General features: G+C 62.1%; 27 protein-coding genes, 1 other RNA gene and 2 pseudogenes. 17 read left to right on the top strand and 13 right to left on the bottom strand.

All coding sequences use genetic code 11. The features are described 5' to 3' along the window. Nucleotides 1–66: 66 nt before the first annotated feature. The 5 genes from NKJ91_RS06645 (at nucleotide 67) to NKJ91_RS06665 (ending at nucleotide 4,522) form a co-directional block, all read left to right on the top strand. Entirely contained in the window at nucleotides 67–867 is an 801-nt protein-coding gene (locus NKJ91_RS06645; protein ID WP_023678017.1) for an inositol monophosphatase family protein, read from the top strand. 99 nt (nucleotides 868–966) lie between these two features. Further along, the gene (gene trhA / locus NKJ91_RS06650) at nucleotides 967–1,674 is read left to right on the top strand and encodes a PAQR family membrane homeostasis protein TrhA (RefSeq protein WP_023678018.1); all 708 of its coding nucleotides are present in this window, start codon (nucleotides 967–969) and stop codon (nucleotides 1,672–1,674) included. Nucleotides 1,675–1,789: 115 nt separating this feature from the next. Then, on the top strand, nucleotides 1,790–2,815 hold the full coding sequence (locus tag NKJ91_RS06655) for a MotA/TolQ/ExbB proton channel family protein (protein ID WP_023678019.1): 1,026 nt from the start codon (nucleotides 1,790–1,792) through the stop codon (nucleotides 2,813–2,815). A gap of 1 nt (nucleotide 2,816) precedes the next feature. Then, the gene (locus tag NKJ91_RS06660) at nucleotides 2,817–3,848 is read left to right on the top strand and encodes a peptidoglycan -binding protein (protein WP_352454907.1); all 1,032 of its coding nucleotides are present in this window, start codon (nucleotides 2,817–2,819) and stop codon (nucleotides 3,846–3,848) included. 275 nt (nucleotides 3,849–4,123) lie between these two features. Next, a complete protein-coding gene (locus tag NKJ91_RS06665) occupies nucleotides 4,124–4,522 on the top strand; it encodes a hypothetical protein (RefSeq protein WP_352454908.1) in 399 nt (132 codons plus the stop codon). Between the two features lie 78 nt (nucleotides 4,523–4,600). Here the strand turns inward: NKJ91_RS06665 and NKJ91_RS06670 are convergent. Then, a pseudogene (locus tag NKJ91_RS06670) lies at nucleotides 4,601–4,944 on the bottom strand (DUF1304 domain-containing protein). A 182-nt stretch (nucleotides 4,945–5,126) separates the two neighbouring features. On the opposite strand from NKJ91_RS06670, the gene NKJ91_RS06675 reads away from it, so the two are divergent. Further along, entirely contained in the window at nucleotides 5,127–6,611 is a 1,485-nt protein-coding gene (locus NKJ91_RS06675) for a carboxypeptidase M32 (RefSeq protein WP_352454909.1), read from the top strand. A 206-nt stretch (nucleotides 6,612–6,817) separates the two neighbouring features. Beyond that, on the top strand, nucleotides 6,818–8,845 hold the full coding sequence (locus NKJ91_RS06680; RefSeq protein WP_352454910.1) for a DUF3857 domain-containing protein: 2,028 nt from the start codon (nucleotides 6,818–6,820) through the stop codon (nucleotides 8,843–8,845). Between the two features lie 117 nt (nucleotides 8,846–8,962). Here NKJ91_RS06680 and NKJ91_RS06685 read toward each other — a convergent pair whose 3' ends face one another. Beyond that, the gene (locus NKJ91_RS06685; protein WP_352454911.1) at nucleotides 8,963–10,765 is read right to left on the bottom strand and encodes an ABC transporter transmembrane domain-containing protein; all 1,803 of its coding nucleotides are present in this window, start codon (nucleotides 10,763–10,765) and stop codon (nucleotides 8,963–8,965) included. Nucleotides 10,766–10,969: 204 nt separating this feature from the next. Here NKJ91_RS06685 and rpmE point away from each other — a divergent pair, with 204 nt between their 5' ends. After that, a complete protein-coding gene (gene rpmE, locus NKJ91_RS06690) occupies nucleotides 10,970–11,191 on the top strand; it encodes a 50S ribosomal protein L31 (protein ID WP_006327661.1) in 222 nt (73 codons plus the stop codon). A gap of 68 nt (nucleotides 11,192–11,259) precedes the next feature. Here rpmE and NKJ91_RS06695 read toward each other — a convergent pair whose 3' ends face one another. Continuing rightward, entirely contained in the window at nucleotides 11,260–11,901 is a 642-nt protein-coding gene (locus NKJ91_RS06695; protein WP_352454912.1) for a TetR family transcriptional regulator, read from the bottom strand. A gap of 142 nt (nucleotides 11,902–12,043) precedes the next feature. Between NKJ91_RS06695 and NKJ91_RS06700 the strand changes: the two genes are divergently transcribed. Beyond that, nucleotides 12,044–12,523, top strand: a complete 480-nt coding sequence (locus NKJ91_RS06700; RefSeq protein WP_352454913.1) for an anthrone oxygenase family protein — start codon at nucleotides 12,044–12,046, stop codon at nucleotides 12,521–12,523. A 27-nt stretch (nucleotides 12,524–12,550) separates the two neighbouring features. Here NKJ91_RS06700 and NKJ91_RS06705 read toward each other — a convergent pair whose 3' ends face one another. The 3 genes from NKJ91_RS06705 to NKJ91_RS06715 form a co-directional block, all read right to left on the bottom strand. Continuing rightward, nucleotides 12,551–12,862: an Rdx family protein gene (locus tag NKJ91_RS06705; RefSeq protein ID WP_352454914.1), complete on the bottom strand. Its 312-nt coding sequence runs from the start codon at nucleotides 12,860–12,862 to the stop codon at nucleotides 12,551–12,553. Then, a complete protein-coding gene (locus tag NKJ91_RS06710; RefSeq protein WP_023678028.1) occupies nucleotides 12,859–13,608 on the bottom strand; it encodes a YebC/PmpR family DNA-binding transcriptional regulator in 750 nt (249 codons plus the stop codon). Before NKJ91_RS06710 ends, NKJ91_RS06705 begins: the two co-directional genes overlap by 4 nt. A 237-nt stretch (nucleotides 13,609–13,845) precedes the next feature. Next, entirely contained in the window at nucleotides 13,846–14,169 is a 324-nt protein-coding gene (locus NKJ91_RS06715; protein ID WP_023678030.1) for an ArsR/SmtB family transcription factor, read from the bottom strand. Between the two features lie 51 nt (nucleotides 14,170–14,220). Here NKJ91_RS06715 and NKJ91_RS06720 point away from each other — a divergent pair, with 51 nt between their 5' ends. From NKJ91_RS06720 to NKJ91_RS06730, 3 genes are read left to right on the top strand one after another with little or no spacing between them, the layout of a single operon-like run. Next, a complete protein-coding gene (locus NKJ91_RS06720) occupies nucleotides 14,221–14,703 on the top strand; it encodes an SRPBCC domain-containing protein (RefSeq protein ID WP_352450849.1) in 483 nt (160 codons plus the stop codon). Nucleotides 14,704–14,719: 16 nt separating this feature from the next. Beyond that, a complete protein-coding gene (locus NKJ91_RS06725) occupies nucleotides 14,720–15,082 on the top strand; it encodes a VOC family protein (protein WP_352454915.1) in 363 nt (120 codons plus the stop codon). A gap of 32 nt (nucleotides 15,083–15,114) precedes the next feature. Next, nucleotides 15,115–15,582: an SRPBCC family protein gene (locus NKJ91_RS06730; protein WP_352454916.1), complete on the top strand. Its 468-nt coding sequence runs from the start codon at nucleotides 15,115–15,117 to the stop codon at nucleotides 15,580–15,582. A gap of 42 nt (nucleotides 15,583–15,624) precedes the next feature. On the opposite strand, the gene NKJ91_RS06735 is transcribed toward NKJ91_RS06730, so the two are convergent. The 6 genes from NKJ91_RS06735 to ssrS form a co-directional block, all read right to left on the bottom strand. Continuing rightward, nucleotides 15,625–15,912 (bottom strand): BrnA antitoxin family protein, encoded by a 288-nt coding sequence (locus NKJ91_RS06735; protein ID WP_352450852.1) that lies wholly within the window; start codon nucleotides 15,910–15,912, stop codon nucleotides 15,625–15,627. Beyond that, nucleotides 15,893–16,180, bottom strand: a complete 288-nt coding sequence (locus NKJ91_RS06740) for a BrnT family toxin (protein ID WP_352454917.1) — start codon at nucleotides 16,178–16,180, stop codon at nucleotides 15,893–15,895. The genes NKJ91_RS06735 and NKJ91_RS06740 overlap by 20 nt, the downstream gene beginning before the upstream one ends. Nucleotides 16,181–16,233: 53 nt before the next feature. Continuing rightward, nucleotides 16,234–17,001 carry a TerC family protein gene (locus NKJ91_RS06745; RefSeq protein WP_352454918.1) on the bottom strand — a complete coding sequence of 256 codons (768 nt, stop codon included), beginning with the start codon at nucleotides 16,999–17,001 and terminating at the stop codon, nucleotides 16,234–16,236. A gap of 70 nt (nucleotides 17,002–17,071) precedes the next feature. Next, complete coding sequence (locus NKJ91_RS06750) at nucleotides 17,072–17,896, bottom strand: TIGR00282 family metallophosphoesterase (RefSeq protein ID WP_352454919.1); 825 nt, start codon at nucleotides 17,894–17,896, stop codon at nucleotides 17,072–17,074. Between the two features lie 81 nt (nucleotides 17,897–17,977). After that, the gene (locus tag NKJ91_RS06755) at nucleotides 17,978–18,565 is read right to left on the bottom strand and encodes a 5-formyltetrahydrofolate cyclo-ligase (protein WP_352454920.1); all 588 of its coding nucleotides are present in this window, start codon (nucleotides 18,563–18,565) and stop codon (nucleotides 17,978–17,980) included. 141 nt (nucleotides 18,566–18,706) lie between these two features. Beyond that, nucleotides 18,707–18,862: non-coding RNA, 6S RNA (gene ssrS, locus NKJ91_RS06760), on the bottom strand. A 175-nt stretch (nucleotides 18,863–19,037) separates the two neighbouring features. Here ssrS and NKJ91_RS06765 point away from each other — a divergent pair. The 5 genes and pseudogenes from NKJ91_RS06765 (at nucleotide 19,038) to msrB (ending at nucleotide 22,974) form a co-directional block, all read left to right on the top strand. Beyond that, nucleotides 19,038–19,877: an AAA family ATPase gene (locus NKJ91_RS06765; protein WP_352454921.1), complete on the top strand. Its 840-nt coding sequence runs from the start codon at nucleotides 19,038–19,040 to the stop codon at nucleotides 19,875–19,877. 116 nt (nucleotides 19,878–19,993) lie between these two features. Next, entirely contained in the window at nucleotides 19,994–20,440 is a 447-nt protein-coding gene (locus NKJ91_RS06770; RefSeq protein ID WP_352454922.1) for a GNAT family N-acetyltransferase, read from the top strand. Nucleotides 20,441–20,448: 8 nt separating this feature from the next. Then, a pseudogene (locus NKJ91_RS06775) lies at nucleotides 20,449–21,638 on the top strand (vWA domain-containing protein). Next, a complete protein-coding gene (locus NKJ91_RS06780) occupies nucleotides 21,639–22,460 on the top strand; it encodes an MBL fold metallo-hydrolase (RefSeq protein ID WP_352454923.1) in 822 nt (273 codons plus the stop codon). Nucleotides 22,461–22,569: 109 nt separating this feature from the next. Further along, nucleotides 22,570–22,974, top strand: a complete 405-nt coding sequence (gene msrB, locus NKJ91_RS06785) for a peptide-methionine (R)-S-oxide reductase MsrB (RefSeq protein WP_352454924.1) — start codon at nucleotides 22,570–22,572, stop codon at nucleotides 22,972–22,974. A 3-nt stretch (nucleotides 22,975–22,977) separates the two neighbouring features. Here the strand turns inward: msrB and NKJ91_RS06790 are convergent, their stop codons facing one another. Further along, nucleotides 22,978–23,292, bottom strand: a complete 315-nt coding sequence (locus NKJ91_RS06790; protein ID WP_023678043.1) for a hypothetical protein — start codon at nucleotides 23,290–23,292, stop codon at nucleotides 22,978–22,980. Nucleotides 23,293–23,361: the final 69 nt, after the last annotated feature.

The raw sequence follows: 23,361 nt of genomic DNA on the forward strand, positions 1-23,361 counted from the left end.
AGTTGCAGACTTTTTGGATAAGATGATGCGTCAAGGCAAATAGGCGCAGCGACAGGAAGAACAGCAATGGCGCGTTCCGCGATCCTCAATGTCATGGTCCAGGCCGCAATGAAGGCCGGCCGCTCGCTGTCGCGTGACTTCGGCGAAGTGCAGAACCTGCAGGTCTCGATGAAGGGGCCGGGCGACTATGTCAGCCAGGCCGACCGCAAGGCCGAAGACATCGTCTTTGCCGAACTCTCCAAGGCGCGGCCCGGCTACGCCTTCCTGATGGAGGAACGCGGCGTGATCGAGGGCGACGACGGCCAGCACCGCTGGATCGTCGACCCGCTCGACGGCACCACCAATTTCCTGCACGGCATTCCGCTCTTTGCCGTTTCGATCGCGCTGGAGCGCCAGGGCCAGATCGTCGCCGGCGTCGTCTACAATCCGGCGATGGATGAGCTCTATACCGCCGAGCGCGGCGGCGGCGCTTTCATGAACGACCGCCGGCTGCGCGTCGCCGGCCGCACCAAGCTGGTCGATGCGGTGATCGGCTGCGGCATGCCGCATCTCGGGCGTGGCCAGCACGGCAATTTCCTCATCGAGTTGCGCAATGTCATGGCCGAGGTCTCTGGCGTCCGCCGTCTCGGCTCCGCCTCGCTCGATCTCGCCTACGTCGCCGCCGGCCGCATGGACGGGTTCTGGGAAACCGGCCTGTCGGCCTGGGATGTCGCCGCCGGCATTTTGCTGATCCGCGAGGCGGGCGGTTTCGTCTCCGATTTCGCCGGGGGACAGGATGTGCTGAACGCCGGTTCACTCGTCGCCGGCAACGAACTCATCCAGCGCGCGCTGTTGAAGACTATCAAAAGGCCACTCTCAGCCGGCTGATAGAGGCACGCCGCGCTGAACCGCCGCAGTCGCAAAACCGCAACCAAAGCTTGAAATACTGTCCCGCGGCCGCCCAGATAAGGTGGCGCAGGATCATCGATGACGAACAGCCGGCCCCAACCCCAGAGCGAACTCTCCCAGCTCGACATTCCCTTCATGGGGCGCTGGCATTACTCGCGCGCCGAGATCATCGCCGACGGCATTGTCCACGCCGTGGGCATCGTGCTGGCGATCGCTGCCGGCTCGACGCTGCTGGCACTGGCCGCCTATCGAACCGGCCCCGGCGAATACGTCGCCGCCGCCTTCTATGTAGTCTCGCTGCTCACCGTGCTGTCGGTTTCGCTGGCCTACAATGTCTGGCCGGTGTCGTCGCCGGCAAAATGGATATTGCGGCGCTTCGACCATGCCGCGATCTATCTGCTGATCGCTGCCACCTACACGCCTTTCCTGGCCCAGCTCGGCGGCTCGCCGCTGGCCGTTTCCATGATCGTCCTGGTCTGGACCGCCGCGGCGGTCGGCATCGCCATCAAGGTCTTTCTTCCCGGCCGTTTCGACCGGCTGGCGATCGTCTTCTACCTAGCCATCGGCTGGAGCGGTATCGTTCTGGTGGAGCCGCTCGTGCGGACGCTGCCGGCGACATCGATCGCGCTCATCGTTGCCGGCGGCATCGTCTACTCCTGTGGCGTGATCTTCTTCGCCTGGAAGGGCCTGCGCTTCCACAATGCGCTGTGGCATGGCTTTGTCGTCACCGGCGCCGGCCTGCATCTGGCCGCCATGGTCGACTGCCTGGTCATCAACCGGCTTTGACCTCCGGTCGCGGACAGTGGCAATATTGCCAAGCGCCATTCAATTTCGTCACAATTCCGTTTAGAGTCGCAAACACAAATTGATCGGCGGCGACGGCATCGGAAACGGGGCACGGATGACTCTTCTCAGATCCTTCGGCATGGGCAGGCGCTCCGACGTTCTGATCTACGACCCGCACAAATTGTCGAGCCCGCAGGTGTTTCTGCTGACCATGGTGATCTTTCTGTTCATCGTGGCCTTCATCGCCGCCATCCTGACCCGCCAGATCTCGACCGCCTTCGTCACCAATCCCGGCCTCAACGGCCTGATCATCGGCGTGCTGGCGGTCGGCATCCTGCTGGCCTTCGTCCAGGTCGGCCGGCTGTTCCGCGAGGTGCGCTGGGTCAACTCGTTCCGCGCCGGTTCCGAAACCACCGAACCGGTGTTGCTGGCGCCGATGAAGGCGATGATCGGCCGCTCCTCGACGATTGCTTTCTCGACCAGTTCGATGCGCACCATGCTGGATTCGATCGCCACCCGGCTCGACGAAAGCCGCGACACGTCGCGCTACCTTGTCGGACTGCTGGTGTTCCTCGGCCTGCTCGGCACCTTCTGGGGCCTGCTCAACACGATCGGCTCGATCCGCGAAACCATCGAGTCGCTCGATCCCGGCACCGGCGATGCCGCGGCCGTGCTCGAATCCCTGAAGCAGGGGCTTTCCGCTCCGTTGGCCGGCATGGGCACCGCCTTCTCGTCCTCGCTGTTCGGCCTCTCCGGCTCGCTGGTGCTCGGCTTCCTCGACCTGCAGGCCGGCCGCGCCCAGACGCGCTTCTATACCGAACTCGAAAACTGGCTGTCCTCGGTCACCGACCTGTCCTCCGACATCGTTGTTGCCGACGCGGCCAAGACCGAACCCTCCGAGGAAATCCGGCTGTTGTCGGAAAAGCTGCGCACTCTGCAGGAGAATGGCGGCGGCTCCAATCCGCGCGTCGCCACCGCCATGGCCAATCTCGCCGACGGCATTTCCGGCCTGGTCAAGAACATGCGCTCGGAGCAGCAGATCATGCGCGACTGGGTCGAGGCCCAGTCCGACGAGCAGAAGGCGATGCGCAACACCCTGGAGAAGATCGCCGACGCCTTGAAGAAGCCTGGAGTGCATTGACGTGGCGTTGGCACGAGGCCGGCGCTCCGACCGCCGCATCGATTACTGGCCGGGCTTCGTCGATGCGCTGTCGACGCTGCTGTTGGCGATCATGTTCCTGCTCACGGTTTTCGTGCTGGCGCAGTTCCTGCTCGGCCGCGAGATCTCCGGCAAGGACACGGTGCTCAACCGCCTCAACTCGCAGATCAACGAGTTGACCCAGCTTCTGGCGCTGGAGCGCTCGACGACGCAGGACAAGGAGGACACCCTTGCCAATTTGCAGGCGTCGCTGTCCGCGTCGGAGGCGGAAAAGAGCCGGCTCGAGCAATTGCTGGCGCAAGGCGCCGGTGCCGGCGATGCCGCCAACCAGCGCGCGACGGCACTTTCCGGCGAGCTCGACAGCCAGCGCCAGATCAGCCAGCAGGCGCTGAGCCAGGTCGAGATCCTCAACCAGCAGATTTCGGCACTGCGCAGGCAGATCGCAGCGCTCGAACAAGCGCTCGACGTGTCCGAAACGCGCGACCGCGAATCCAACACCAAGATCGCCGATCTCGGCCGCCGCCTCAACGTCGCACTGGCGCAACGCGTGCAGGAGCTAAACCGCTACCGCTCCGATTTCTTCGGCCGCTTGCGTGAAATTCTCGCCGACCGCGAGAACATCCGTATCGTCGGCGACCGCTTCGTCTTCCAGTCGGAAGTGCTGTTCCCGACCGGCTCCGAGGTGATCAACGATGCCGGCAAGGTCGAGATGAAGAAGCTTGCCGATGCCATCATCGAATTGCGAAAGGAAATCCCGCCGGAGATCAACTGGGTGCTGCGCGTCGATGGCCACACCGACAACAAGCCGCTCTCCGGCACCGGCCGCTACCGCGACAATTGGGAATTGTCGACGGCGCGCTCGACATCGGTGGTCAAGTTCCTGATCGAGAACGGCGTGCCGGCCAACCGGCTGGTCGCGGCCGGCTTCGGCGAATTCCAGCCGCTCGACCCCGCCGATACCGAAGAGGCGCGCAACAAGAACCGCCGCATCGAGTTGAAGCTGACCGAGCGGTGATCTGCAGGCCTTTGGCTTGTATCATGCGCCAGGTCGGGCCAGGTCGAGCCGGCTCAAGTCGGCGGCATTTAGGGCACTGGTGCGGCAGCGGCAAGAGCTGAAAAAAATTACCTTTTTTTAATTACACTTTGCCGCCATGGCCTTTTAGCCTTGGTCATGGGCCGAGAACCGCCGGCGGTGGAACCGCTCATCGCGACGCGACGGAACCTGACGGCCCGCGGCCGGAAGGCAGGACCCTCCCAACCACCGCCTTCCCCAGTAAAGGAGACGCAACCATGCGCTTCTTCGCTCCCAGGAATCTCAGGACTGCTACGCTCGCCACACTGCTCCTCGCCGTTCCGTTTGCTGGCGCTTACGCCGGCCCGCGTGCGACGGCCTTGATCAATCAGATCCAGAGCGTGGAGACGGGTATCCAGGGCGCCATCCGGGCGAACAAGCTCGAGCCGGGCGAGGCACGTGACTTGCGCACGCAGGTCGCTCAACTCGATCGGGCCGCCCAGAGGGCCGCACGCGATGGAACCATGCCGAGCACGCAATATCAGCAGTTGCTGGCGCAGCTCGACGATGTCAGCCAAAAGCTGCGCGCTGACACCGGCAGTGCCTTCCTCATCGGCAACGGCGCCGATGGCGGATACTATCCCAACGGCTATGGCCCAACTTATCCAGGCGGCTGAAATCGGCCGCAGTGCCCGGCGCTGTGGCAATTGATTTGCGCATGATCCCGTTCCAGCTTTCGGTTCAGGGATCATGCGCTAGCCCACCGCCAGTGCAATCAGCGCCAGCGCTGCCGGCACTGTCTCGATGAACAGGATTTTACGGCCCGCCGTCGCTGCCGTAAAGGCCGGCGACGGCGACGCAGAGCAGGAAGAAGACTACTGGAAACCGGCTTCGCCGAGGTAAAGCCCCAGATCAGGCTGGCTGCGAGAAAGCCGTTGTAAAGCCCCTGATTGGCCGCGAGCACTTTCGAGGCCCTGGCGAATTCCGGCGTCAGCCTGGATACCATATGGCCGCGCGGCGTGTCCTACAGCACCATCTCAAGATAGACGATGCAGAGGTGGATCACGGCCACCAGCCCGACCAGCACATTGGCGATCATGTTTCGTCTCCGCATCGCGGTCTGCCGCCGCCGGACGACATTGACCACGCACGCCACCGCTTCCACAAGATGCTTTTCGGCCGTTGCAGCTGGCAGTCGATGCGTCGATCGCGGACGGCTTCGGGGTTGCCAACACTTTTGCATTGGTATCTTTTCCCGCCGTCAAATCAGCGGAACCCACAATGTCCTTTCAAAAACTCGACGACCTCGGCCACAAGCTCGAAGCGCTGGAACACGCCCTCGCCATCCTCGGCGCCGACGAGGCGACCCATATGGCGGTCGGCGGCGGCGAGAAGCGCGCAGAGGCAATGTCGGCGCTTGCCGGCATGCACCATGCCCGGGCGACTGCGCCGGAGATTGCCGACTGGATCGCGGCGGCCGAGCAGGAAGCGCTGAACGAAGAGCAGCAGGCCGCGGTCAGGGAATTCCGCCGGCAATACACCAACCTGACCTGCCTGCCAGTCGAGTTCGTCGAGCGCCAGACGACCGCGCGCATGCGCTCCGAGCAGCTCTGGCGCGACCTGCGTGCCAAGAACGACTGGGCGGGTTTCCTGCCGGCGCTCGAAGGCGTCGTAGCGCTGGTCCGCGAGGAGGCGGCACTTCGCGCCGAGGTGCTCGGGCTCGAGCCTTACGACGCGCTGATGGAGCAATATGACCCGGGCAATCGCGCCGCCGACATCACGCCTGTGTTTGTCGAGTTGAAGACCTTCCTGAAAGGTTTCGTGCCGGAGGCACTGGCCGTGCAGGAAGAGCGGCTGGCGAAACATCCGCTGAAGCCGCTTTCCGGCAGATACCCCTTGGACAAGCAGCGCGAGCTCGGCCTCGCCATGATGGCGGCGGTCGGCTTCGACCTCACCCACGGCTCGCTGTCGGTTTCGCACCATCCCTTCTGCGGCGGCGTGCCGAGCGACGTGCGCATCACCACCCGCTACAAGACCTCGGATTTCCTGTCGGCGCTGATGGGCGTGCTGCACGAGACCGGCCATGCGCTGTACGAGCAGAACCTGCCGAAGGCGTGGGCGCACTGGCCTCTGGGCAGAGCGCGCGGCATGGCGGTGCATGAAAGCCAGAGCCTGTTCGTCGAAAAGCAGATCGGCCGCAATCCAGAATTCTGGCGCTGGGCGCTGCCGGTGGTCGAAAGGCACCTCGGCGAGAGCTGGACGATCGACGACATCCTGCCGCATGTACACCGGGTCGAGCGCGGCCTGATCCGCGTCGATGCCGACGAGGTCACCTATCCGCTGCACGTCATCCTGCGCTACGAGCTGGAGCAGGAGCTTGTCTCGGGACGGCTGGAAGCAGCCGACCTGCCCGAAGCCTGGGATGCCAAGATGCGCGATTATCTCGGCCTGTCGACATCAGACAATCCGGCTGACGGTCCGATGCAGGACGTCCACTGGCCGGGTGCCGCCTTCGGCTATTTCCCCTCCTACACGCTGGGCGCCATGATGGCGGCGCAGCAATGGGCGGCGCTGACCAGGGATCATCCTTCAGCCGACGAAGACCTCGCCAAGGGAGATTTCGCCGCGATCAACGACTGGCGCCGCAAAAGGATCTGGTCGCAAGGCTCGCGCTGGTCGACACCGGAACTGCTCGAACGCGCTACCGGCGAAAAGCTCGATGCCGCACATTTCACTGACCATCTGAAGAAGCGGTACGGGAACTGAGCCGCTTCGTCTATTCCAGGTTCTTGCCGCGGTGACTGCAGAAATCCGCGAAACTGGCCTTTACTTTGGTGGGAAAGCCTCTGAAAAAGGAGTTCTTCCAAGTTGGGCGAGCGTAGATGTCTGTCTGTTACAGTTTTCATAGGATGAAGTCTTTCTGGCCCCGCTTGGTATTTTTCATCTTATTGATCGGCCTGAGTTCTCCGGCCATGTCCGACGACATGGTTCTCAAGGGTCCGGCAGAAAGCTGGGTAAAGCAGCTTGATATTCCGGCTGCCGATCCCACCCGATCGGATCAAATCAAGAATGGCGTTTCATGGCTGCTCTCGGACGACCAGATCAAGCATCGCGCCGGCGGCTATGTCGAGTACTCGCGCACCGTCTATAAAATCGTCGACCGTCCCGGCCTGGATCGTGGCGCGAGTATCGACCTGCAGTTCGATCCGTCCCGGCACAAGGTCACGCTCAACCATCTTCACATCATCCGCGATGGTGCCGTTTTGGACCGGCTGGAAGGCGTCGAATTCGACATCTTCCGCAGGGAAAGAGACGCCGAGAAAGGCGTCTTCGACGGCTGGCTGACAGCACATGTCAACATCGATGACGTGCGTGCCGGCGACATCGTTGACTATGGGTCGACCTATGAGATAACGCCGCTGGTCGGCAAGGACCTTTTCTTCAAGAATTTCTCCACCGAATGGGAAGAGCCGGTAGCGCTTATCCGCACAAGCATCATTTGGCCTTCGGCCCAGCCGCTCGAGATCAAAACCAGGGGAACCCGACTCAAGCCTTCAATCTCCCCGACTGGGCCGGACATCACCTACCTGTGGGAAATCTCAAACCCGAAACCGGTCAATGTCGAGGACAACCTGCCCGTGACCTATCCAGGCTGGGGCTCCATCGATGTCGCGTCTACCGCGAATTGGCAAAGTGTGGTCGATGCCGTTGCGCCCTATTACAAGCCAGCGACCGTTTTTCCCCCGGCTTTTGCCGCAAAGCTCGACGACATCGCTCTGCGGCATCCGGTGCCCGAAGACCGGATGGTCGAGGCAATGCGGTTGGTGCAGGACCAGATCCGCTATGTAAGCCTGTCGATGGGTGCCGGTTCCTACGTTCCGCGTGATCCCGCGACGGTCATCCTGAGCGGGTTTGGTGACTGCAAGGACAAGGCACTGCTGCTGGTTTCGTCGCTTGTGCGGCTTGGCATTGCTGCCGAGGTTGCCTTGGCCGATCTCGACGAGGGGCGGGCTCTGGACCAGCATCTGCCGGCGCTTCGCGATTTCGACCATGCCATCGTCAAGGCAAGGATCGGAGCAAAGACATATTGGCTGGACGCCACGAACTATCTTCAGGGCGGCAGGGCGCACAATCTCGCACAGCCGGACTACGGCTTCGCGCTGCCGCTTTCCAGCACCGGCGGGTTGGAGAAGATGCCGATTCCTGTGCTTAGCAGCCCATCGATCCAGATCGCCGAGGAATTCGACTTTCCGCGGAAACCGGGCGATCCCCTCGTGCTGACGGTCTTCTCGACATATGAGGACGCCGATGCCGATTGGATGCGCGGCAATTTCGCCAGCAGGTCGCTGAGCGAGGTGTCGGACGCCTACCTGAAATACTACAACAAGCAATATCCGGGCATCCAAACCATCGCCAAGCCGGAAATCGTGGATCGGCGCGACGGCAACATAGTGAGCGTGAAGGAAAGTTATCGCTTGCCGGCGGAGGCGCTGACGGCCAACGATCTGGCAAAGAATTTCCCGATCCGCGCGGCCGATCTCGGCAACAACTCTCTTCCAACCCCGACAATCGTCGATCGAACCGGGCCCGTCTCCCTCGGCCCCCAGTTCTACCGCCGCCACAAGGTGACCGTGCGCAACCTCAAGGCGAGGTTTTCCGGCGAGTCGATGAAAAACGTCGTGACGCCCTATCTGTCTCTCAAGGCATCCTGGTCCAACACGCCCACCGAATTGCAAGTTGAATGGAACTTTCAGACGCTGGCGACTGAAGTACCGGCCAAGGCGATTGCCGATTATCTGAAAACCGTCGATGACCTCGCAGACCAGGTTCGCTGGCAGTACGATTTTACCTATGAAGAGCCGCCTGCCGATGTGCAGCTCAGCGATCCGGCAAAGGAGCAGCGACAGACCGTCGCCAGCATGCTTTTGTTGTCGTTGCTTGTCGGCGTTCCCCTGTTCATAGCCTATCGACGCGGCAAACGCCGAGCTTTCGGTAGCTGAAGAAACTCGGCGGCCGCTGGGCACCATGATCCCGAAAAGTGGATGCCGGTTTTCGGAAAAGATCATGGTCAAACAAGAAGATGGAGCCTCATCTCGATTTCATCGGATGGAGCGATGCTACTCGGCCGCGCCCCTGAAAGCATTCGCCCCGGTATCGAACTGCAGCTTGGCCAGCCGCGCATAGATGCCGCCCTTGGCGACCAGGCTCTGATGCGTGCCTTCCTCGACGATGCGGCCGCCATCCATGACCAGGATGCGATCGGCCTTCAGCACGGTTGCCAGCCGATGGGCGATGACGATCGTGGTGCGGCCCTTCATCAGCCGGTCCAGCGCCGTCTGCACCAGCGTCTCGCTTTCGGCATCGAGCGCCGAGGTCGCCTCGTCGAGCAGCAGGATGGGCGCATCGCGCAAGATGGCGCGGGCGATCGCCACGCGCTGGCGCTGGCCGCCCGACAGCGTCACGCCGCGCTCGCCGACCTGGCTGTCATAGCCCTTTTCGAGTTTCAGGATGAACTCGTCGGCAAGCGCGTCCTTCGCCGCCGCCTCGATCTCGGCCTGGCTGGCGCCAGGCCGGCCAAAGCCGATATTGTCGCGCGCGCTTGCGGCAAAGATGGTGACGTCCTGCGGCACGATGGCGATCCGCGCGCGGATCGCGGCCGGATCGGCCTCGCGCAGATCGACCCCGTCGATGACGGTCCTGCCGGCCCCCGGATCGTAGAAGCGTAGAAGCAGCGAAAACACCGTGCTCTTGCCGGCGCCCGAGGGCCCGACGATCGCCACCGTCTCGCCGGGTTTGACCTGAAAGCTCAGGCCATGGACGGCGGCGCGGTCGGGCCGGGCCGGATAGGAGAAGGAGACATCGTCGAAGCTGATCGCGCCTCTCGCCTTTGCCGGCAGCGGCTTCGGATCGGCGGGCGCCTGGATCGCGGGTTTCTCGGCCAGGATCTCGGTCAGCCGTTCGGCAGCGCCCGCTGCCTGGGACAGTTCGCCCCAGACTTCCGACAGGGCGCCGAGCGCGCCGGCGGCGAACACCGAATAGAGCAGGAATTGGCCAAGCGTGCCTGGCGACAGCGTCCCGTCGAGCACGTCGCGCGAACCGAACCACAGCACCGCCACGACCGAGGAAAAGATCATGAAGATGGCGAAGAAGGTGAGAAAGGAGCGGGCAAAGATCGAGGCCCGCGCCGCTTCGAACGCTGCTTCCACGGCGGATGAAAAATACCCGGTTACAAGCTTCTCGTTGGTGAAGGCCTGCAGGGTGCGCACCGCGCCGATCTGCTCGCTGGCGTAGGCGGTGGCATTGGCCAGAGTATCCTGCGCCAGCCGTGACTTGCGCCGCACCGAGCGGCCGAAGGCGACCAGCGGCAGCACGATTAGCGGAATGGCCGCGATGACCAGGCCGGACAGTTTTGGGCTGGTGAAGACCATCATCGCCACGGCGCCAAGGCCGAGGATGACGTTGCGCAAAGCCACCGAGGCGGTGGCACCGACGGCCGATTTGACCTGTGTCGTGTCGGCGGCGAGCCGCGAGACGATCTCGCCCGACTGGGCCGTGTCGAAAAAGGATGGCGACAGTGTTGTGACGTGGGCAAAGACATCGCGGCGGATATCGGCAACGACGCGCTCGCCGAGCGTGATGACGAAATAGTAGCGGCTGGCCGACGCCGCCGCCAGCACGGCGGCCATTACCACCAGCATGGCGAAATATTCGGCAATGAAGCTGGAATCGGAAGCGGAAAAGCCGTGGTCTATCATCCGCCGCACCGCCAGCGGCAGCGCCAGCGTCGTCGCCGCAGCGACGGCCAGCGAGACGATCGCGCCGATGACCATTTTGCGGTAATGCGTGATGTAGGGAAACAGGCGCTGCAGCGGCCTCAGCGAGCGCCTGCGCTCGTCTGCATCGCCGCTGATGTTCGCCATGACCGTTTCCTCTGGCCCTTTGAGGCTTGCGCCATCAATATGCGCTTGCCGCGGCCTTGTGATTCAATTCCGGCTGATGTATAGGCTCGCCGACCGTTTTAGAAGCCGTGGCTCCTCAATAGCTGCGGCTTCGAGTTTTAAAAAGGGGCGCATCGACGCAGGCTTTAGCCCGTCGGCAGCACCCGGCAAGCCAGGAACAGACCCATGAAGACCGATATTCATCCCGATTACCACACCATCAAGGTCGTCATGACCGACGGCACCGAATACATGACCCGTTCGACCTGGGGCAAGGAAGGCGATACGATGAACCTCGATATCGACCCCACCACCCATCCGGCCTGGACTGGCGGCCAGCAGACCCTGCTCGACCGCGGTGGCCGCCTGTCGAAGTTCAAGAAGCGTTTCGAAGGCTTCGGCCTCTAAGCCGCATTGGCGTTTCGCAGATCGAGAAACCCGCCTTCGTGGCGGGTTTTTTGTTGCGAAATACGGCCCTATTCGCCGACCAGCTCGCGCAGAGCCATCCGCTTGTAGGCGGCAACCAGCCGGTCGCCTTCTTGCCGCCCGACCGAGATCGCCAGCCGCATTGCGGCCTCGCCCATCTGCCAGATTAGAAACGCCGTCGTTTCGAGCGCTTCCGGATCGGCGGATGGCCGCAGCCGTTTCAGCACGGCTGTAAGGAATTCGGCGTTGGCCCGGCTATCGGCAAGCTCGAGTTCGCGCAACGCCTTGTCGGCCTGCGTGCCCGACCAGATGTCGCGCATCACCGGCTCCGCCAGGAACATTCCGTAGTAGATATCCACCAGTTCCGAAAATGCCCGGCGCAGGCCTTCGGCGTCATTGACCTCGGCTAGCGCTGCCGCAATGCAGGCCTGGCTTTCGGCGGTGTAGCGTTCGGCCAGCGCCCAGATGATCGCCCTCTTGTCGGGGAAGAACTGGTAGAGCGAGCCGATCGACACGCCGGCCCTCTCGGCCACCTCGCCCATGCGCATGGCGTCGCTGCCTTGCTCGGCGATCAGCGCCGAGGCGGCGGCCAGCATGCGCTCGACCCGCTCGCGGCTGCGCTGCTGGCTCGGCGCCCGGCGCGGCGATGCGATCTGCTCGTTGCGGGAACCCGGTGCAGCGGTGCCTTCCATGACTGTCTCCAGACGAACAATCAACAAATTGCCTTGACTCGCAAAATACGAGGGTTTATCACGTTTTGCAAACATGAGGATTATTCACATTTTGTGGACGTGCCAATCAAATTGCTCGAACCCCGAAACCGGAGGAACTGACATGATCATGAAACTGCTTCCAACCCTCACCTTCGTCGCTGCCATTGGCTCAGGCGTTGTCGGCGGCGTTTTCTTCGCCTTCTCCAACTTTATCATGCCGGCGCTCGCCCGCTTGCCTGCCGGAGGCGGCATCGCCGCCATGAATTCGATCAACATCACCGTGATTACGCCGGCATTCATGACCGCGCTTTTCGGCACCGGACTGGTCTGCCTTGTCCTTGCCGCCGGCGCTCTTATCGGCTGGAGCCAACCGGGTGCATTCTGGCTCCTCGCCGGCGCCCTGATCTATCTCGTCGGCAACCCGATCGTGACGATGATGTTCAACGTGCCGCTCAACAACGCCCTGGCCGCCGTCGATCCGGCAAGCGCCAACGGCGCCGCCGTGTGGGCCACCTATCTCAAGGACTGGGTGATGTGGAACCATGTCCGCACCATCACCGCCATCATGGCGCTGGGCTGCTTCATCTTCGCATGGCGGTGAATGCAGGACGGAAGTCCTAAAAGGCCGTCAGGCAGGGTCTTTTGACTTATGGCCCTTGCGGTCGGCATGGCCGAGATCGCGATCCGGATCGATGACGTCGCGAACCAGTTGCTTGAGCTTTGCGGCGTCGGGAAAACCGCCGTCACGCTTGCGGTCCCAGACCAGCGTGTCATTGCAGGAAATGGTGAAGATGCCGCCGGTACCGGGCACCAGCGTCACTTCGCCCAGATCGGTGCCGAAGGTCGACAGCAGCTCCTGCGCCATCCAGCCGGCCCTGAGCAGCCACTGGCACTGCGTGCAATAGGTGATGCGGACTGTGGGCAGCGCGTGTTGGATCATGCCGCGCTGAGCTTCGCCAAGGTCTCCTCGTCGACCTCGAAATTGGCGTAGACGCTCTGCACGTCGTCGTCGTCCTCGAGCGTCGCAACCAGCTTCATCAGCGATTGTGCCCGCTCCTCGTCGACCGCGATATTGGTCTGCGGCTTCCAGATCGGCTTCACCGATTCAGCCTCGCCGAGTGCGCCTTCCAGCGCCTTCGACACTTCGCCGAGATTCTCGAAAGCGCAGTAGATCGTGTGGCCTTCCTCGTCCGACTGGACGTCGTCGGCACCGGCCTCGATCGCCGCGTCCATCACCTTCTCGGCGCTGCCGGCCGATGCCGGATAGTAGATCTCGCCGACGCGGTCCCACATGAACGATACCGAGCCGGTCTCGCCCATCGCCCCGCCCGCCTTGGTGAAGGCAGCGCGCACATTCGACGCCGAGCGGTTGCGGTTGTCGGTCAGGGCCTCGACGATCAGCGCGACGCCGCCTGGCCCGTAACCCTCGTAGCGCACGGCTTCGTAGGTCTCGGCATCGCCCATCGACGCCTTGTTGATGGCGCGCTGGATATTGTCCTTCGGCATCGACACCGCCTTGGCGTTCTGCACCGCAAGGCGCAGGCGCGGGTTCATCGATGGATCGGGCGTGCCGCTCTTGGCGGCGACGGTGATTTCGCGCGCCAGCTTGGAAAACATCTTCGACCGCACCGCATCCTGGCGGCCCTTGCGGTGCATGATGTTCTTGAACTGTGAATGGCCAGCCATGGCACCCCTGTCATCTTCTCGGCTAGAGCATCTGCCGCCTGGTGAACCACCCGGCATCTTGCAAAATGCTCGAATTCAAAATTTCAGAACGTCCTGCTGCGTCCCTGACGGACGGACGGCGCTCGCTGTCGGAATGGCCGGCTTATAGATAAATCGGCTCAATTCGTCCAGCCGCGCCATTGCTGCCGGCACGCAAGGGTTTCAAGATCCGAAAATCGGCAGGCTTCGGCAAACCTTTCATCCCTCAAGATCGGATTTCAGCCGGTCGAGGATGCTGATCGCGTGCGTGGCATATTGACTGATCCAGCGGTCGTGGATGTGCTTGATCGGCAGCGCGTTGAGATGGTTCCAGCGTTCGCGCCCCTCGCGCCGCGCCACGACCAGGTCGGCCTCCTCCAGCACCTTCAGGTGCAGCATGACCGTGCAGCGGTCCATGTCGGGGAAGGCATCGCACAACATGCCGGTGGTCTGCGGCGCATCCTTCAGCCGGTCTAGCAACGCACGCCGGCGCGGATGCGCCAGCGCCTTGAAAACATTGTCGTCTCGCGATTGGCTTGACATGTTATATTTCTATAACATATCCTTGAGCCATTCAAGGAAGGAGCTGTGGATATGTCTCTTGGATTCAGGGTTTCTGGCCGCATCGGCAAACCTGTCGCCGAAGTCTTCGATGCGGTCGTCAATCCGAAGAAACTTAGCGGCTACTTCACCACGATCGGCGGCGCCAGCGCACTGCTGGAGGCGGGCGCCACCGTCATCTGGTGGGGCAAGGTTCCCGTCGAGGTCGACGAGGTGAAGAAAGACAGCCGCATCGTGCTGCGCTGGGATGCCACCGACGCCGACGGCAAGCCGACCTACAAGACCCGCATCGAAATGAATTTCGAACCGCTCGACGATGGCGGCACCTTTGTCACCATCGCCGAAACCGGCTGGCACGAGGACGCGGTCGGCCTGAAGAAGTCCTACCTCAATTGCGAGGGCTGGTCGCAGATGCTGGCCTGCATGAAGGCCTATGTCGAATACGGCATCAATCTGCGCGACGGCTATTACCGCAGCGAGATGAAGGGCGAGCCGGCTAACGAGAACAACATCTGAGAGCAATGGAGTAAGAATGACCGCGAAGATCACCGGCGGCATCAACATCGCCATGAAAGTCCCGCCGCATCAATACCAGGCGACGATCGCCTTCTATCGCGACGTCATCGGCCTGAAGCCATTCACGGCCAAGCCGCCGGCCGTCGGCTTCGAACTCGGCCCCAATCGCCTGTGGATCGACGAAGCGCCGACGCTTAGCCAGGCCGAGATCTGGCTGGAACTGTTCACCGATGATTTTCCAGGCGCTGCGGACCATCTCGCCAAGGCCGGCGTCGTGCGCTGCGACGCCATCGAGGCACTGGGTGAAGGCTTCCGCGGCGGCTGGATCACCAACCCGGCGAACATCATTCACCTCGTGCGCGAACCCGATGCTTGGTGAACAGGCGGCGGCGCCGTGGAAAGGAGGACGATATGGCTATCCGTGAAACACCGACCGCCGAAGCCGGCATGCTGATAAGGCGGCCGGTCGCCGACGTGTTCGAAGCTATCGTCGATCCGGCGATCACGACAAAATTCTGGTTCACTCATGGCAGCGACAGGCTGGACAGCGGCAACAAAGTTCGCTGGGAATGGCGCATGTATGGCGTCTCGACGACGGTCAATGTCAGTGAGATCGTCGATAACAAGAAGATCGTCATGCAATGGAGCGATCCGCCGACTACGGTGGTCTGGACTTTCGAGGAGATGCCGGGCAACACGACCTTTGTCGAGGTCCGCAATTTCGGCTTTGCCGGCAGCCCTGACGAGCAGGTCAAGCAGGCGATCGGCTCGACCGGCGGTTTTGCGCTGGTGCTCGCCGGCGCCAAGGCGTGGCTGGAGCAAGGCGTGATGCTCGGCCTGATCGGCGACCGCCACCCGAAGGACGTTCCAGCAAATTAAGCAACGGCGAGCCAACATCGGATGGCAACAGACCGCGAATGCTCAGGAACGCCGCTTTTCCTGCTCTAGCACATGACGGCGGAGCACGCGGTTGATCTCCGTTTGATAGCCACCGCCTTCGACATGCTCCTTGAACCAGGACAGCACATCAGCGTCAAGCCGAATGGTCACCGGCTGCTTTAGTGGCCGGTAGAGGTGCCCTCGGCGAGCATGAACCCAATTCTCGGCCGAAGTTTCCGGAATGTCGGACGTGTCAATTTCGCTGTCAGGCAAATCTGCCAAATTGGCGAGCTGGTTGCGCTGATCTTGGCTAAGTTCCTTCCTGCTCATAGCGCCTCCTTTCATGCGGCGTTGCTTTCCGGGCACCGACAATCCGAATTCGTTCCTCATCTTCGAGATCGGGATAAGTGTGAACAACGAGCAGTACCACCAGCCCTTGGATCATCCCGATCGCATGCCACCTTTGCTCGCCATCTTCAAACCGGTCAGGCACAATCAGATGAAGCGGATCCTTGAAGACATCTTTGGCGAGATCGAACGCAACACCATGCTTGGCACGGTTGCGCTTAGCCTTCTCGGGATCCCATTCAAATCGCAATATGGCGGCACCGTTATTTACAAAATTGTACGCACAATTCTGTAAGAGTCAAGTCAATGCCCGCCCCCGCCCTTTGCCTTCTTCCGGCGCCGAGCCAGCATGTTGAGCCCTTCGACCAAGGCCGAAAAACCCATGGCGGCGTAGATGTAGCCTTTCGGCACGTGGTAACCCATGCCGTCGGCGATCAGCGTCATGCCGATCATCAGCAGGAAGCCGAGCGCCAGCATGACGATGCTGGGGTTCCTGGCGATGAAATCGGCTAGCGGCCCGGCCGCCAGCATCATCACGCTCACCGCCACGATCACCGCGATGTACATGATAGCGATTTCGTCGGTCATGCCGACGGCGGTGATGATCGAGTCGATCGAGAAGACGAGGTCGAGCAGCAATATCTGGAAAATCGCGCCGGCCAGCGAAAGCTGCAGCGTCTCGCCCATCATGGTGTCCTGGTGATCATCGAGATCGACCGTGTGGTGGATCTCCTTGGTCGCCTTCCAGACGAGAAACAGTCCGCCGGCGATCAGGATCAGGTCGCGCCATGAAAACCCGTGGCCGAAGGCGGTGAATATCGGCGTCGTCAGTTGGACGATGATCGAGATGGTGGCCAGCAGGATCAGCCGCATCACCAGCGCGGCGGATATGCCGAGCCGCCGGGCGCGGGCCCGCTGCGCTACCGGCAACTTGTTGGTCAAAATCGAGATGAAGATCAGATTGTCGATGCCGAGCACGACCTCCAGCACGACCAGAGTCAGCAGCGCGACCCATGCCGTCGGGTCGGAGACAAAGGCGAAATGCGGCGCCAGGAATTCGACTAGCTGCATGGAGGTCGTCCCCTCTACGATCTAGAGCAGTTTCGCCGGCAATTGGGTACTGCAAGCGTCCATATCAATGTCACGACCAGAAGGATGGAGCCGTTTCCTCCAGCCGCGGGCCGCGGCGAAACGGCGCGATCCGTTCGGTCAGGCCGCTACCGTCGGAAATGTCGACGCCGACGCCGCACAATGTCGCCGGTCCGGTCGACGCCTCGAAGCGGCCTTTCGGCACCTTGGACAAGAACCGGTTGAGCGGCTCCTCCTTGTCCATGCCGAGCGAGGAATCGTAATCGCCGCACATGCCGGCATCGGAAATATAACCGGTGCCGCCATTGAGGATCTGGTGATCGCCGGTCGGCTGATGCGTGTGGGTGCCGACAACAAGGCTGGCACGGCCGTCGACGAAATGAGCGAAGCACATTTTTTCCGAGGTCGCCTCGGCATGGAAATCGATGACGATCGCATCGGCCTGCTCGCCAAGCGGACAAGCGGCAAGTTCGCGCTCGCCGGCCTGGAACGGATCGTCGAGCTCGGGATGCATGAACACCCGACCCATGATGTTGGCGACCAGCACGCGCGCACCGTTCCTGGCGATGTAGACGCCTGAGCCGCGCCCCGGCGTACCCTTGGGGAAATTGGACGGACGCAGGAAGCGCTCTTCGCGCGGCGCGAAAATCAGCGCATCGCGCTGGTCCCAGACATGATTGCCGGTCGTGACGACATCGGCGCCGGCCGAGATCGTCTCGCGAAAAATCTCCTCGGTGATGCCGAAGCCTCCGGCGGCGTTCTCGCCATTGACGATGACGAAGTCGAGTTTGAAATCCGAGATCAGGCCGGGCAGTTGTTCCCACACCGCCGTACGTCCTGTCTTGCCGACCATGTCGCCGAGAAAGAGAAGTCTCATATAAGCGTGATCCCGAACCGAAGGTCAGCGAAGCAAAAAGCTGCATGACTTTCGAAAAAGACCATGCGTCCCGGAACTTATCTACAATTTCGGCTCGAACCGGCGCAACCCGCTCTCGGTGAGTATTTCCGGAATGATCACGTCATGCGGCTCGTCCGGCACCAGGGCCACCTCCTGGCAGTCGAAGGCAATGCCGATCAGCCGCGGCTGCTGCCCCTTGTCGGCCAGCCGCGCGATCGCCCGGTCGTAATAGCCGGCGCCGTAACCGATGCGGTGGCCGCGCGCATCGAAGGCGGCGAGCGGCACCAGCATGACCTGGGGGTCGAGTACCTCGGCTTCCTCATGCGGCCCGACGGTGCCGAAGCCCATGTCGATCATCGGCGCGCCACGCACCAGCTCGCGAAAGACGATGGTGGTCTTGTCCAGAATGGCCGGCAGGCAGAGCCTTGCCCCCTTCTCGCGCAAGGCAAACATCAGCGGCCGGACGTCGACTTCCGAGCGCATCGGCCAGAAGCCTGAGACGATCTGGCCCGGCTCGACCGTGATCCGGTCGCGCGCCGTCTCGGCCATTTCGAGTGCTGCCTCCACCCGCCAGAAAGGATCGAGCGCGTCGCGGCGCCCGAGGGCTTGGTTGCGGAGATTTTTTTTCAGGTCTTTTGGGGATGTCATGCGCCGACGCTAGAAAAAGTCAGATTTGAATGGAGTTTTACGAGCGACGTTTTGGAGGAGCGGGGCGAACTTTTCGTTCGTGAGAGCACCGCACAAAGCGGCGCGACGACAAGATCCGCCAGACATGGCCTTTTCGACAGGTGACGATCCACACAACCGGTGGAGAGAGCGATCCCGGGAACCTACAAAGTAGGTGGGCGCCGTATGAGAAAACCCACGGGTCTTCCCAGGGACAGCTCCCTAGGGATCATTAAGGCCCCGGGGAAAATGTTCTCCTGCCGGGAAGCGCAGACCGTCTCCGCCAATATAGGCAGACGGCAGACCAAGCGCCAGAGAGACGACATGTTTCGAGTCTTAAATCGACGCAGGACCGCTCGACGAGGGTCGCGCCGCAAGATCCCCGCTTTGCCAGCAGCGCCTTGCACAGCGAAGGCCGCGTCCTTAGGGTCGCGCGATGAACCCGGGAGCAAAAATGCGTTTCGAAGGCACGGCAGCCTATGTTGCCGACAAGGATCTGATGGTGGCGGTCAACGCGGCGATCGCGCTGGAGCGGCCGTTGCTGGTCAAGGGCGAGCCCGGTACCGGCAAGACCGAACTTGCCCGCCAGGTGGCGGCGGCGCTCGGCCTGGATCTGATCGAATGGCACGTCAAATCGACCACGCGGGCGCAGCAGGGCCTCTATGAATACGACGCCGTCTCGCGGCTGCGCGACAGCCAGCTCGGCGACGAGCGCTTCAACGACATCCGCAATTACATCAAGCGCGGCAAGCTGTGGGACGCCTTTGCTGCCGGCAAGAAAGTCGTGCTTCTGATCGACGAGATCGACAAGGCCGATATCGAGTTCCCCAACGATCTGTTGCAGGAACTGGATCGGATGGAGTTCTTCGTCTACGAGACCGGCGAGACCATTCGTGCCACCGTCCGGCCGATCGTCATCATCACCTCCAACAACGAAAAAGAGCTGCCGGACGCCTTCCTGCGCCGCTGCTTCTTCCACTACATCCGCTTTCCCGACGTCGAGACGCTGCACAAAATCGTCGACGTGCACTATCCCGGCATCAAGCAGAACCTGGTGCGCGCCGCACTCACGCAATTCTATGAAATCCGTGACGTGCCGGGCCTCAGGAAGAAGCCGTCGACCTCCGAGGCACTCGACTGGATCCGCCTGCTGGTCGCCGACGACATCGCGCCCGAGGACCTGCGCGCCGACCCGAAGAACGCGCTGCCGAAACTGCACGGCGCCTTGCTGAAGAACGAACAGGACGTGCATCTGTTCGAGCGCCTGGCCTTCATGGCGAGACGGCAGGGGTGAGGGCCGGTCGGCCGGAAGCCCACGAAGTCACCGGACAGCGCTTTCCCGGTGCTGGACCGTTGCCTCCAGCCGGGCACGGAGGCAGCTTCAGGTTGCCGACTTCAGAGGGAAACGAAATGACCGAGATCACCGTCCGCCCGCTTGTGCAATCCGACCACGCCGATTGGCGGCGTCTTTGGACCGCCTATCTCACCTTCTACGAAACCAAGCTGCCGGAAGAGGTTTACGCCGTCACCTGGAAGCGGCTGTTCACGGCGGGCGAGTTCGAGCCGAAGGGTTTCATCGCTGCCCTCGACGGCAAGGCCGTCGGCCTGACGCACTATCTCTACCATCGCTCCTGCTGGTCGCAGATAAACAACTGTTATCTGCAGGACCTGTTCGCCGACCCCGATGTGCGCGGCAAGGGCGTCGGCGCCGCCCTGATCGAAGCGGTCAAGCAGGAAGCCGGCAAGATCGGCGTCAAGAACGTCTACTGGATGACCCACGAGACCAACACCACCGCACGCAAGCTCTACGACCACGTGGCGCGCAGGACCGGCTTCATCGAATATGATCTGCTGTAGACGGTGAGATGTTCATCCCCTTCTTCCTCGAACTGAAGGCAGCGCGGGTTCCGGTCTCGCTCCGCGAATATCTGTCGCTGCTGGCGGGGCTGGAGGCCGGGCTGGTCGACTATGATGTCGAGGGCTTTTACTATCTCGCCCGCGCCGCTCTGGTGAAGGACGAGCGCCACATCGACCGCTTCGACCAGGTCTTTTCGCACATCTTCAAAGGTGTCGAGGCGCTGGCCGGCGAAAACGCGGTCGATGTCGCAAACATCCCGGAGGAATGGCTGCGGAGGCTCGCTGAAAAGCACCTCTCCGACGAGGAAAAAAACTTGTCGAGGCGCTGGGCGGCTTCGGAAAGCTGATGGAGACGCTGAAGAAGCGGTTGGAGGAGCAAAAGGGCCGGCATCAGGGCGGTTCGAAATGGATCGGCACCGGCGGCACCTCGCCCTTCGGCGCCTATGGCTACAATCCCGAAGGCGTGCGCATCGGCCAGCACGAGAGCCGCAACCGCCGCGCGGTAAAAATCTGGGACAGGCGCGAGTTCAGGAATTTCGACGATGCCGTCGAACTCGGCACCCGCAACATCAAGGTCGCGCTGAAGCGCTTGCGCCGCTGGATGCGCGAAGGCGCCGAAGAGGAATTCGACCTGCCCGGCACCATCCACGCCACCGCCGAGCACGGTTATCTTGACGTTAAGACACAACCCGAACGTCGCAATGCCGTGAAGCTGCTGATGTTCTTCGATGTCGGCGGCTCGATGGACGACCATGTCAGGAGCGTCGAGGAGCTGTTTTCGGCCGCCCGCGCCGAGTTCCGCCAGCTCGAATATTTCTATTTCCACAACTGCCTCTACGAAGGCGTGTGGAAGGACAATCGCCGCCGCCATGCCGAGGTGATTCCGACCTTCGATCTCCTCCATAAATATGGCCCCGACTACAAGGTGATCGTCGTCGGCGACGCCTCGATGAGCCCCTATGAGATCGCCCAACCCGGCGGCTCGGTCGAGCATTGGAACAAGGAGGCCGGTGCCGTCTGGCTCGGCAGGCTGCTGCAGCAATGGCCGAACGCCATTTGGCTCAATCCGGAAGACGCGAAGAACTGGGGCTATACCCATTCGATTGCCATGATCCGCGATATCTTTGGCGGCCGCATGTTTCCGCTGACGCTCGCCGGCCTGGAAGCCGCGACGAAGCAACTTTCAAGGAAGCACTGAATGGATCCACGCAAAACAGGACGGTCGACCTGTTTCCTTTGCCTGCAGTGCGGTGTCCAGTTCGCGGCGACAGCGACGCCGCCGCGACATTGCCCGATCTGCGAGGACGAGCGGCAATATGTGCGCTGGGAGGGCCAGGCCTGGACCACGCCGGAAGAGCTCGCCGCCGGGCATCGGGTCGTGATCAAGGATGATGTCGGCGTGCTCGCCTTCGGCATCGAGCCGCGCTTCGCTATCGGCCAGCGCGCATTGCTGGCGCAAACGCCGCACGGCAATGTGCTGTGGGACTGCATCTCGATGGTCAGCGACGAGGCGGTGGCGGAGATCAACCGCCGGGGCGGCCTGGCCGCCATCGCCATTTCGCACTGCCATTATTATTCGGCAATGGTCGAATGGAGCGCGGCGTTTGGCGGCGTGCCGATTTATCTGCACGCCGATGATCGTCAGTGGATCATGCGGCCGCATCCGGCAATCATCAGTTGGGAAGGCGAGATGCGCGCCATAAACCCGTCGCTGACGCTCATCCGCTGCGGCGGCCACTTTGCCGGTGGCCAGGTGCTGCACTGGAAGCGCGACGGCGGCAATGCCATCCTGGCCGGCGACATCCTGCAGGTGACGCCGACCCGTCGTCATGTCAGCTTCATGTACAGCTATCCGAACTATATCCCGCTCAACGCAACGAAAGTGCGCGGCATCAAGGCCGCGCTGGAGCCTTTCGCGTTCGACCATATCTACGGCGCATGGTGGAACCAGAACGTCATCGGAGATGCAAAGGCGGCATTTTCAGCATCGGTTGCGCGCTATCTCGCGGCCATCGCCTGAGGAATTCTTTGCAACAGGGTTGGAAATACGGGCAAACGCCGTAACAAATGCCTATTTCAGGCGAAGTTGGGAAGGCAACCCAAATAGCGAGATAAGCTAAGAGGAAAAAATGGACAGCCACACCTACCCCGTTACCCGCACCGATGCCGAATGGCGCGCCCGGCTGACGCCCGAGCAATATGCGGTAATGCGCAACCACGGCACCGAGCGGCCGGGAAGCTGCGCCCTGCTGCACGAGAAGCGCGCCGGCACCTTCTCCTGCGTCGGCTGCGACCAGTCCTTGTTTGAATCCAAGCTGAAATTCGAGAGCGGCACCGGTTGGCCGAGCTTCAACGATCCCGTGCCGGGCTCGGTCGAGACCACCGTCGACCGCAGCTACGGCATGGTCCGTACCGAGTGCCATTGCGCCCGCTGCGGCAGCCATCTCGGCCATGTCTTCGACGACGGCCCGCCGCCGAGCGGCCTGCGCTATTGCATCAACGGCGTGGCGCTCAAATTCGAGCCGGCCGCCTGATCGTCAGGCCACGACCACCAGGATCAGCCACAACGTGGCGCCAAGCGTCATCAGCGAGGCCATGACGCCACTCGATTTTCCGGCAGTTCGCCAAACGGCAAAGGTCAGGAAGATATTGTAGGGCACCGGCGCGAAATGCACCGCCAGGACGAGCGCAAGCGGCAGCTTCAGCCCGAGCAGAATGAGTGCCGCCACCGACGACGCGACGTTGATCGCTGTGCCGACAACGACCAGGTCGCGCCAGAACAGCCGATCGAGCGGCACGCCGCCGAACCAGCGTGAGCGGAAGAAGGCGGCAACGCGCGACATGATCGTCATCGATCCACCGGCTCCCTCGCTCTGCTCACCAGAGCAACCCTTCAACAAGGATTGCGTCTGGAAACCCTG

It is taken from the genome of Mesorhizobium sp. M0040 (genome assembly GCF_040323505.1).
Lineage (GTDB): Bacteria > Pseudomonadota > Alphaproteobacteria > Rhizobiales > Rhizobiaceae > Mesorhizobium.

Coding starts and splice junctions, on each gene's coding strand:
- NKJ91_RS06645 (WP_023678017.1), top strand. CDS start 67: ATGGCGCGTTCCGCGATCCTCAATGTCATGGTCCAGGCCGCAATGAAG.
- trhA (WP_023678018.1), top strand. CDS start 967: ATGACGAACAGCCGGCCCCAACCCCAGAGCGAACTCTCCCAGCTCGAC.
- NKJ91_RS06655 (WP_023678019.1), top strand. CDS start 1,790: ATGACTCTTCTCAGATCCTTCGGCATGGGCAGGCGCTCCGACGTTCTG.
- NKJ91_RS06665 (WP_352454908.1), top strand. CDS start 4,124: ATGCGCTTCTTCGCTCCCAGGAATCTCAGGACTGCTACGCTCGCCACA.
- NKJ91_RS06675 (WP_352454909.1), top strand. CDS start 5,127: ATGTCCTTTCAAAAACTCGACGACCTCGGCCACAAGCTCGAAGCGCTG.
- NKJ91_RS06680 (WP_352454910.1), top strand. CDS start 6,818: ATGTCCGACGACATGGTTCTCAAGGGTCCGGCAGAAAGCTGGGTAAAG.
- NKJ91_RS06685 (WP_352454911.1), bottom strand. CDS start 10,765: ATGGCGAACATCAGCGGCGATGCAGACGAGCGCAGGCGCTCGCTGAGG.
- rpmE (WP_006327661.1), top strand. CDS start 10,970: ATGAAGACCGATATTCATCCCGATTACCACACCATCAAGGTCGTCATG.
- NKJ91_RS06695 (WP_352454912.1), bottom strand. CDS start 11,901: ATGGAAGGCACCGCTGCACCGGGTTCCCGCAACGAGCAGATCGCATCG.
- NKJ91_RS06700 (WP_352454913.1), top strand. CDS start 12,044: ATGATCATGAAACTGCTTCCAACCCTCACCTTCGTCGCTGCCATTGGC.
- NKJ91_RS06705 (WP_352454914.1), bottom strand. CDS start 12,862: ATGATCCAACACGCGCTGCCCACAGTCCGCATCACCTATTGCACGCAG.
- NKJ91_RS06710 (WP_023678028.1), bottom strand. CDS start 13,608: ATGGCTGGCCATTCACAGTTCAAGAACATCATGCACCGCAAGGGCCGC.
- NKJ91_RS06715 (WP_023678030.1), bottom strand. CDS start 14,169: ATGTCAAGCCAATCGCGAGACGACAATGTTTTCAAGGCGCTGGCGCAT.
- NKJ91_RS06720 (WP_352450849.1), top strand. CDS start 14,221: ATGTCTCTTGGATTCAGGGTTTCTGGCCGCATCGGCAAACCTGTCGCC.
- NKJ91_RS06725 (WP_352454915.1), top strand. CDS start 14,720: ATGACCGCGAAGATCACCGGCGGCATCAACATCGCCATGAAAGTCCCG.
- NKJ91_RS06730 (WP_352454916.1), top strand. CDS start 15,115: ATGGCTATCCGTGAAACACCGACCGCCGAAGCCGGCATGCTGATAAGG.
- NKJ91_RS06735 (WP_352450852.1), bottom strand. CDS start 15,912: ATGAGCAGGAAGGAACTTAGCCAAGATCAGCGCAACCAGCTCGCCAAT.
- NKJ91_RS06745 (WP_352454918.1), bottom strand. CDS start 17,001: ATGCAGCTAGTCGAATTCCTGGCGCCGCATTTCGCCTTTGTCTCCGAC.
- NKJ91_RS06750 (WP_352454919.1), bottom strand. CDS start 17,896: ATGAGACTTCTCTTTCTCGGCGACATGGTCGGCAAGACAGGACGTACG.
- NKJ91_RS06755 (WP_352454920.1), bottom strand. CDS start 18,565: ATGACATCCCCAAAAGACCTGAAAAAAAATCTCCGCAACCAAGCCCTC.
- NKJ91_RS06765 (WP_352454921.1), top strand. CDS start 19,038: ATGCGTTTCGAAGGCACGGCAGCCTATGTTGCCGACAAGGATCTGATG.
- NKJ91_RS06770 (WP_352454922.1), top strand. CDS start 19,994: ATGACCGAGATCACCGTCCGCCCGCTTGTGCAATCCGACCACGCCGAT.
- NKJ91_RS06780 (WP_352454923.1), top strand. CDS start 21,639: ATGGATCCACGCAAAACAGGACGGTCGACCTGTTTCCTTTGCCTGCAG.
- msrB (WP_352454924.1), top strand. CDS start 22,570: ATGGACAGCCACACCTACCCCGTTACCCGCACCGATGCCGAATGGCGC.
- NKJ91_RS06790 (WP_023678043.1), bottom strand. CDS start 23,292: ATGACGATCATGTCGCGCGTTGCCGCCTTCTTCCGCTCACGCTGGTTC.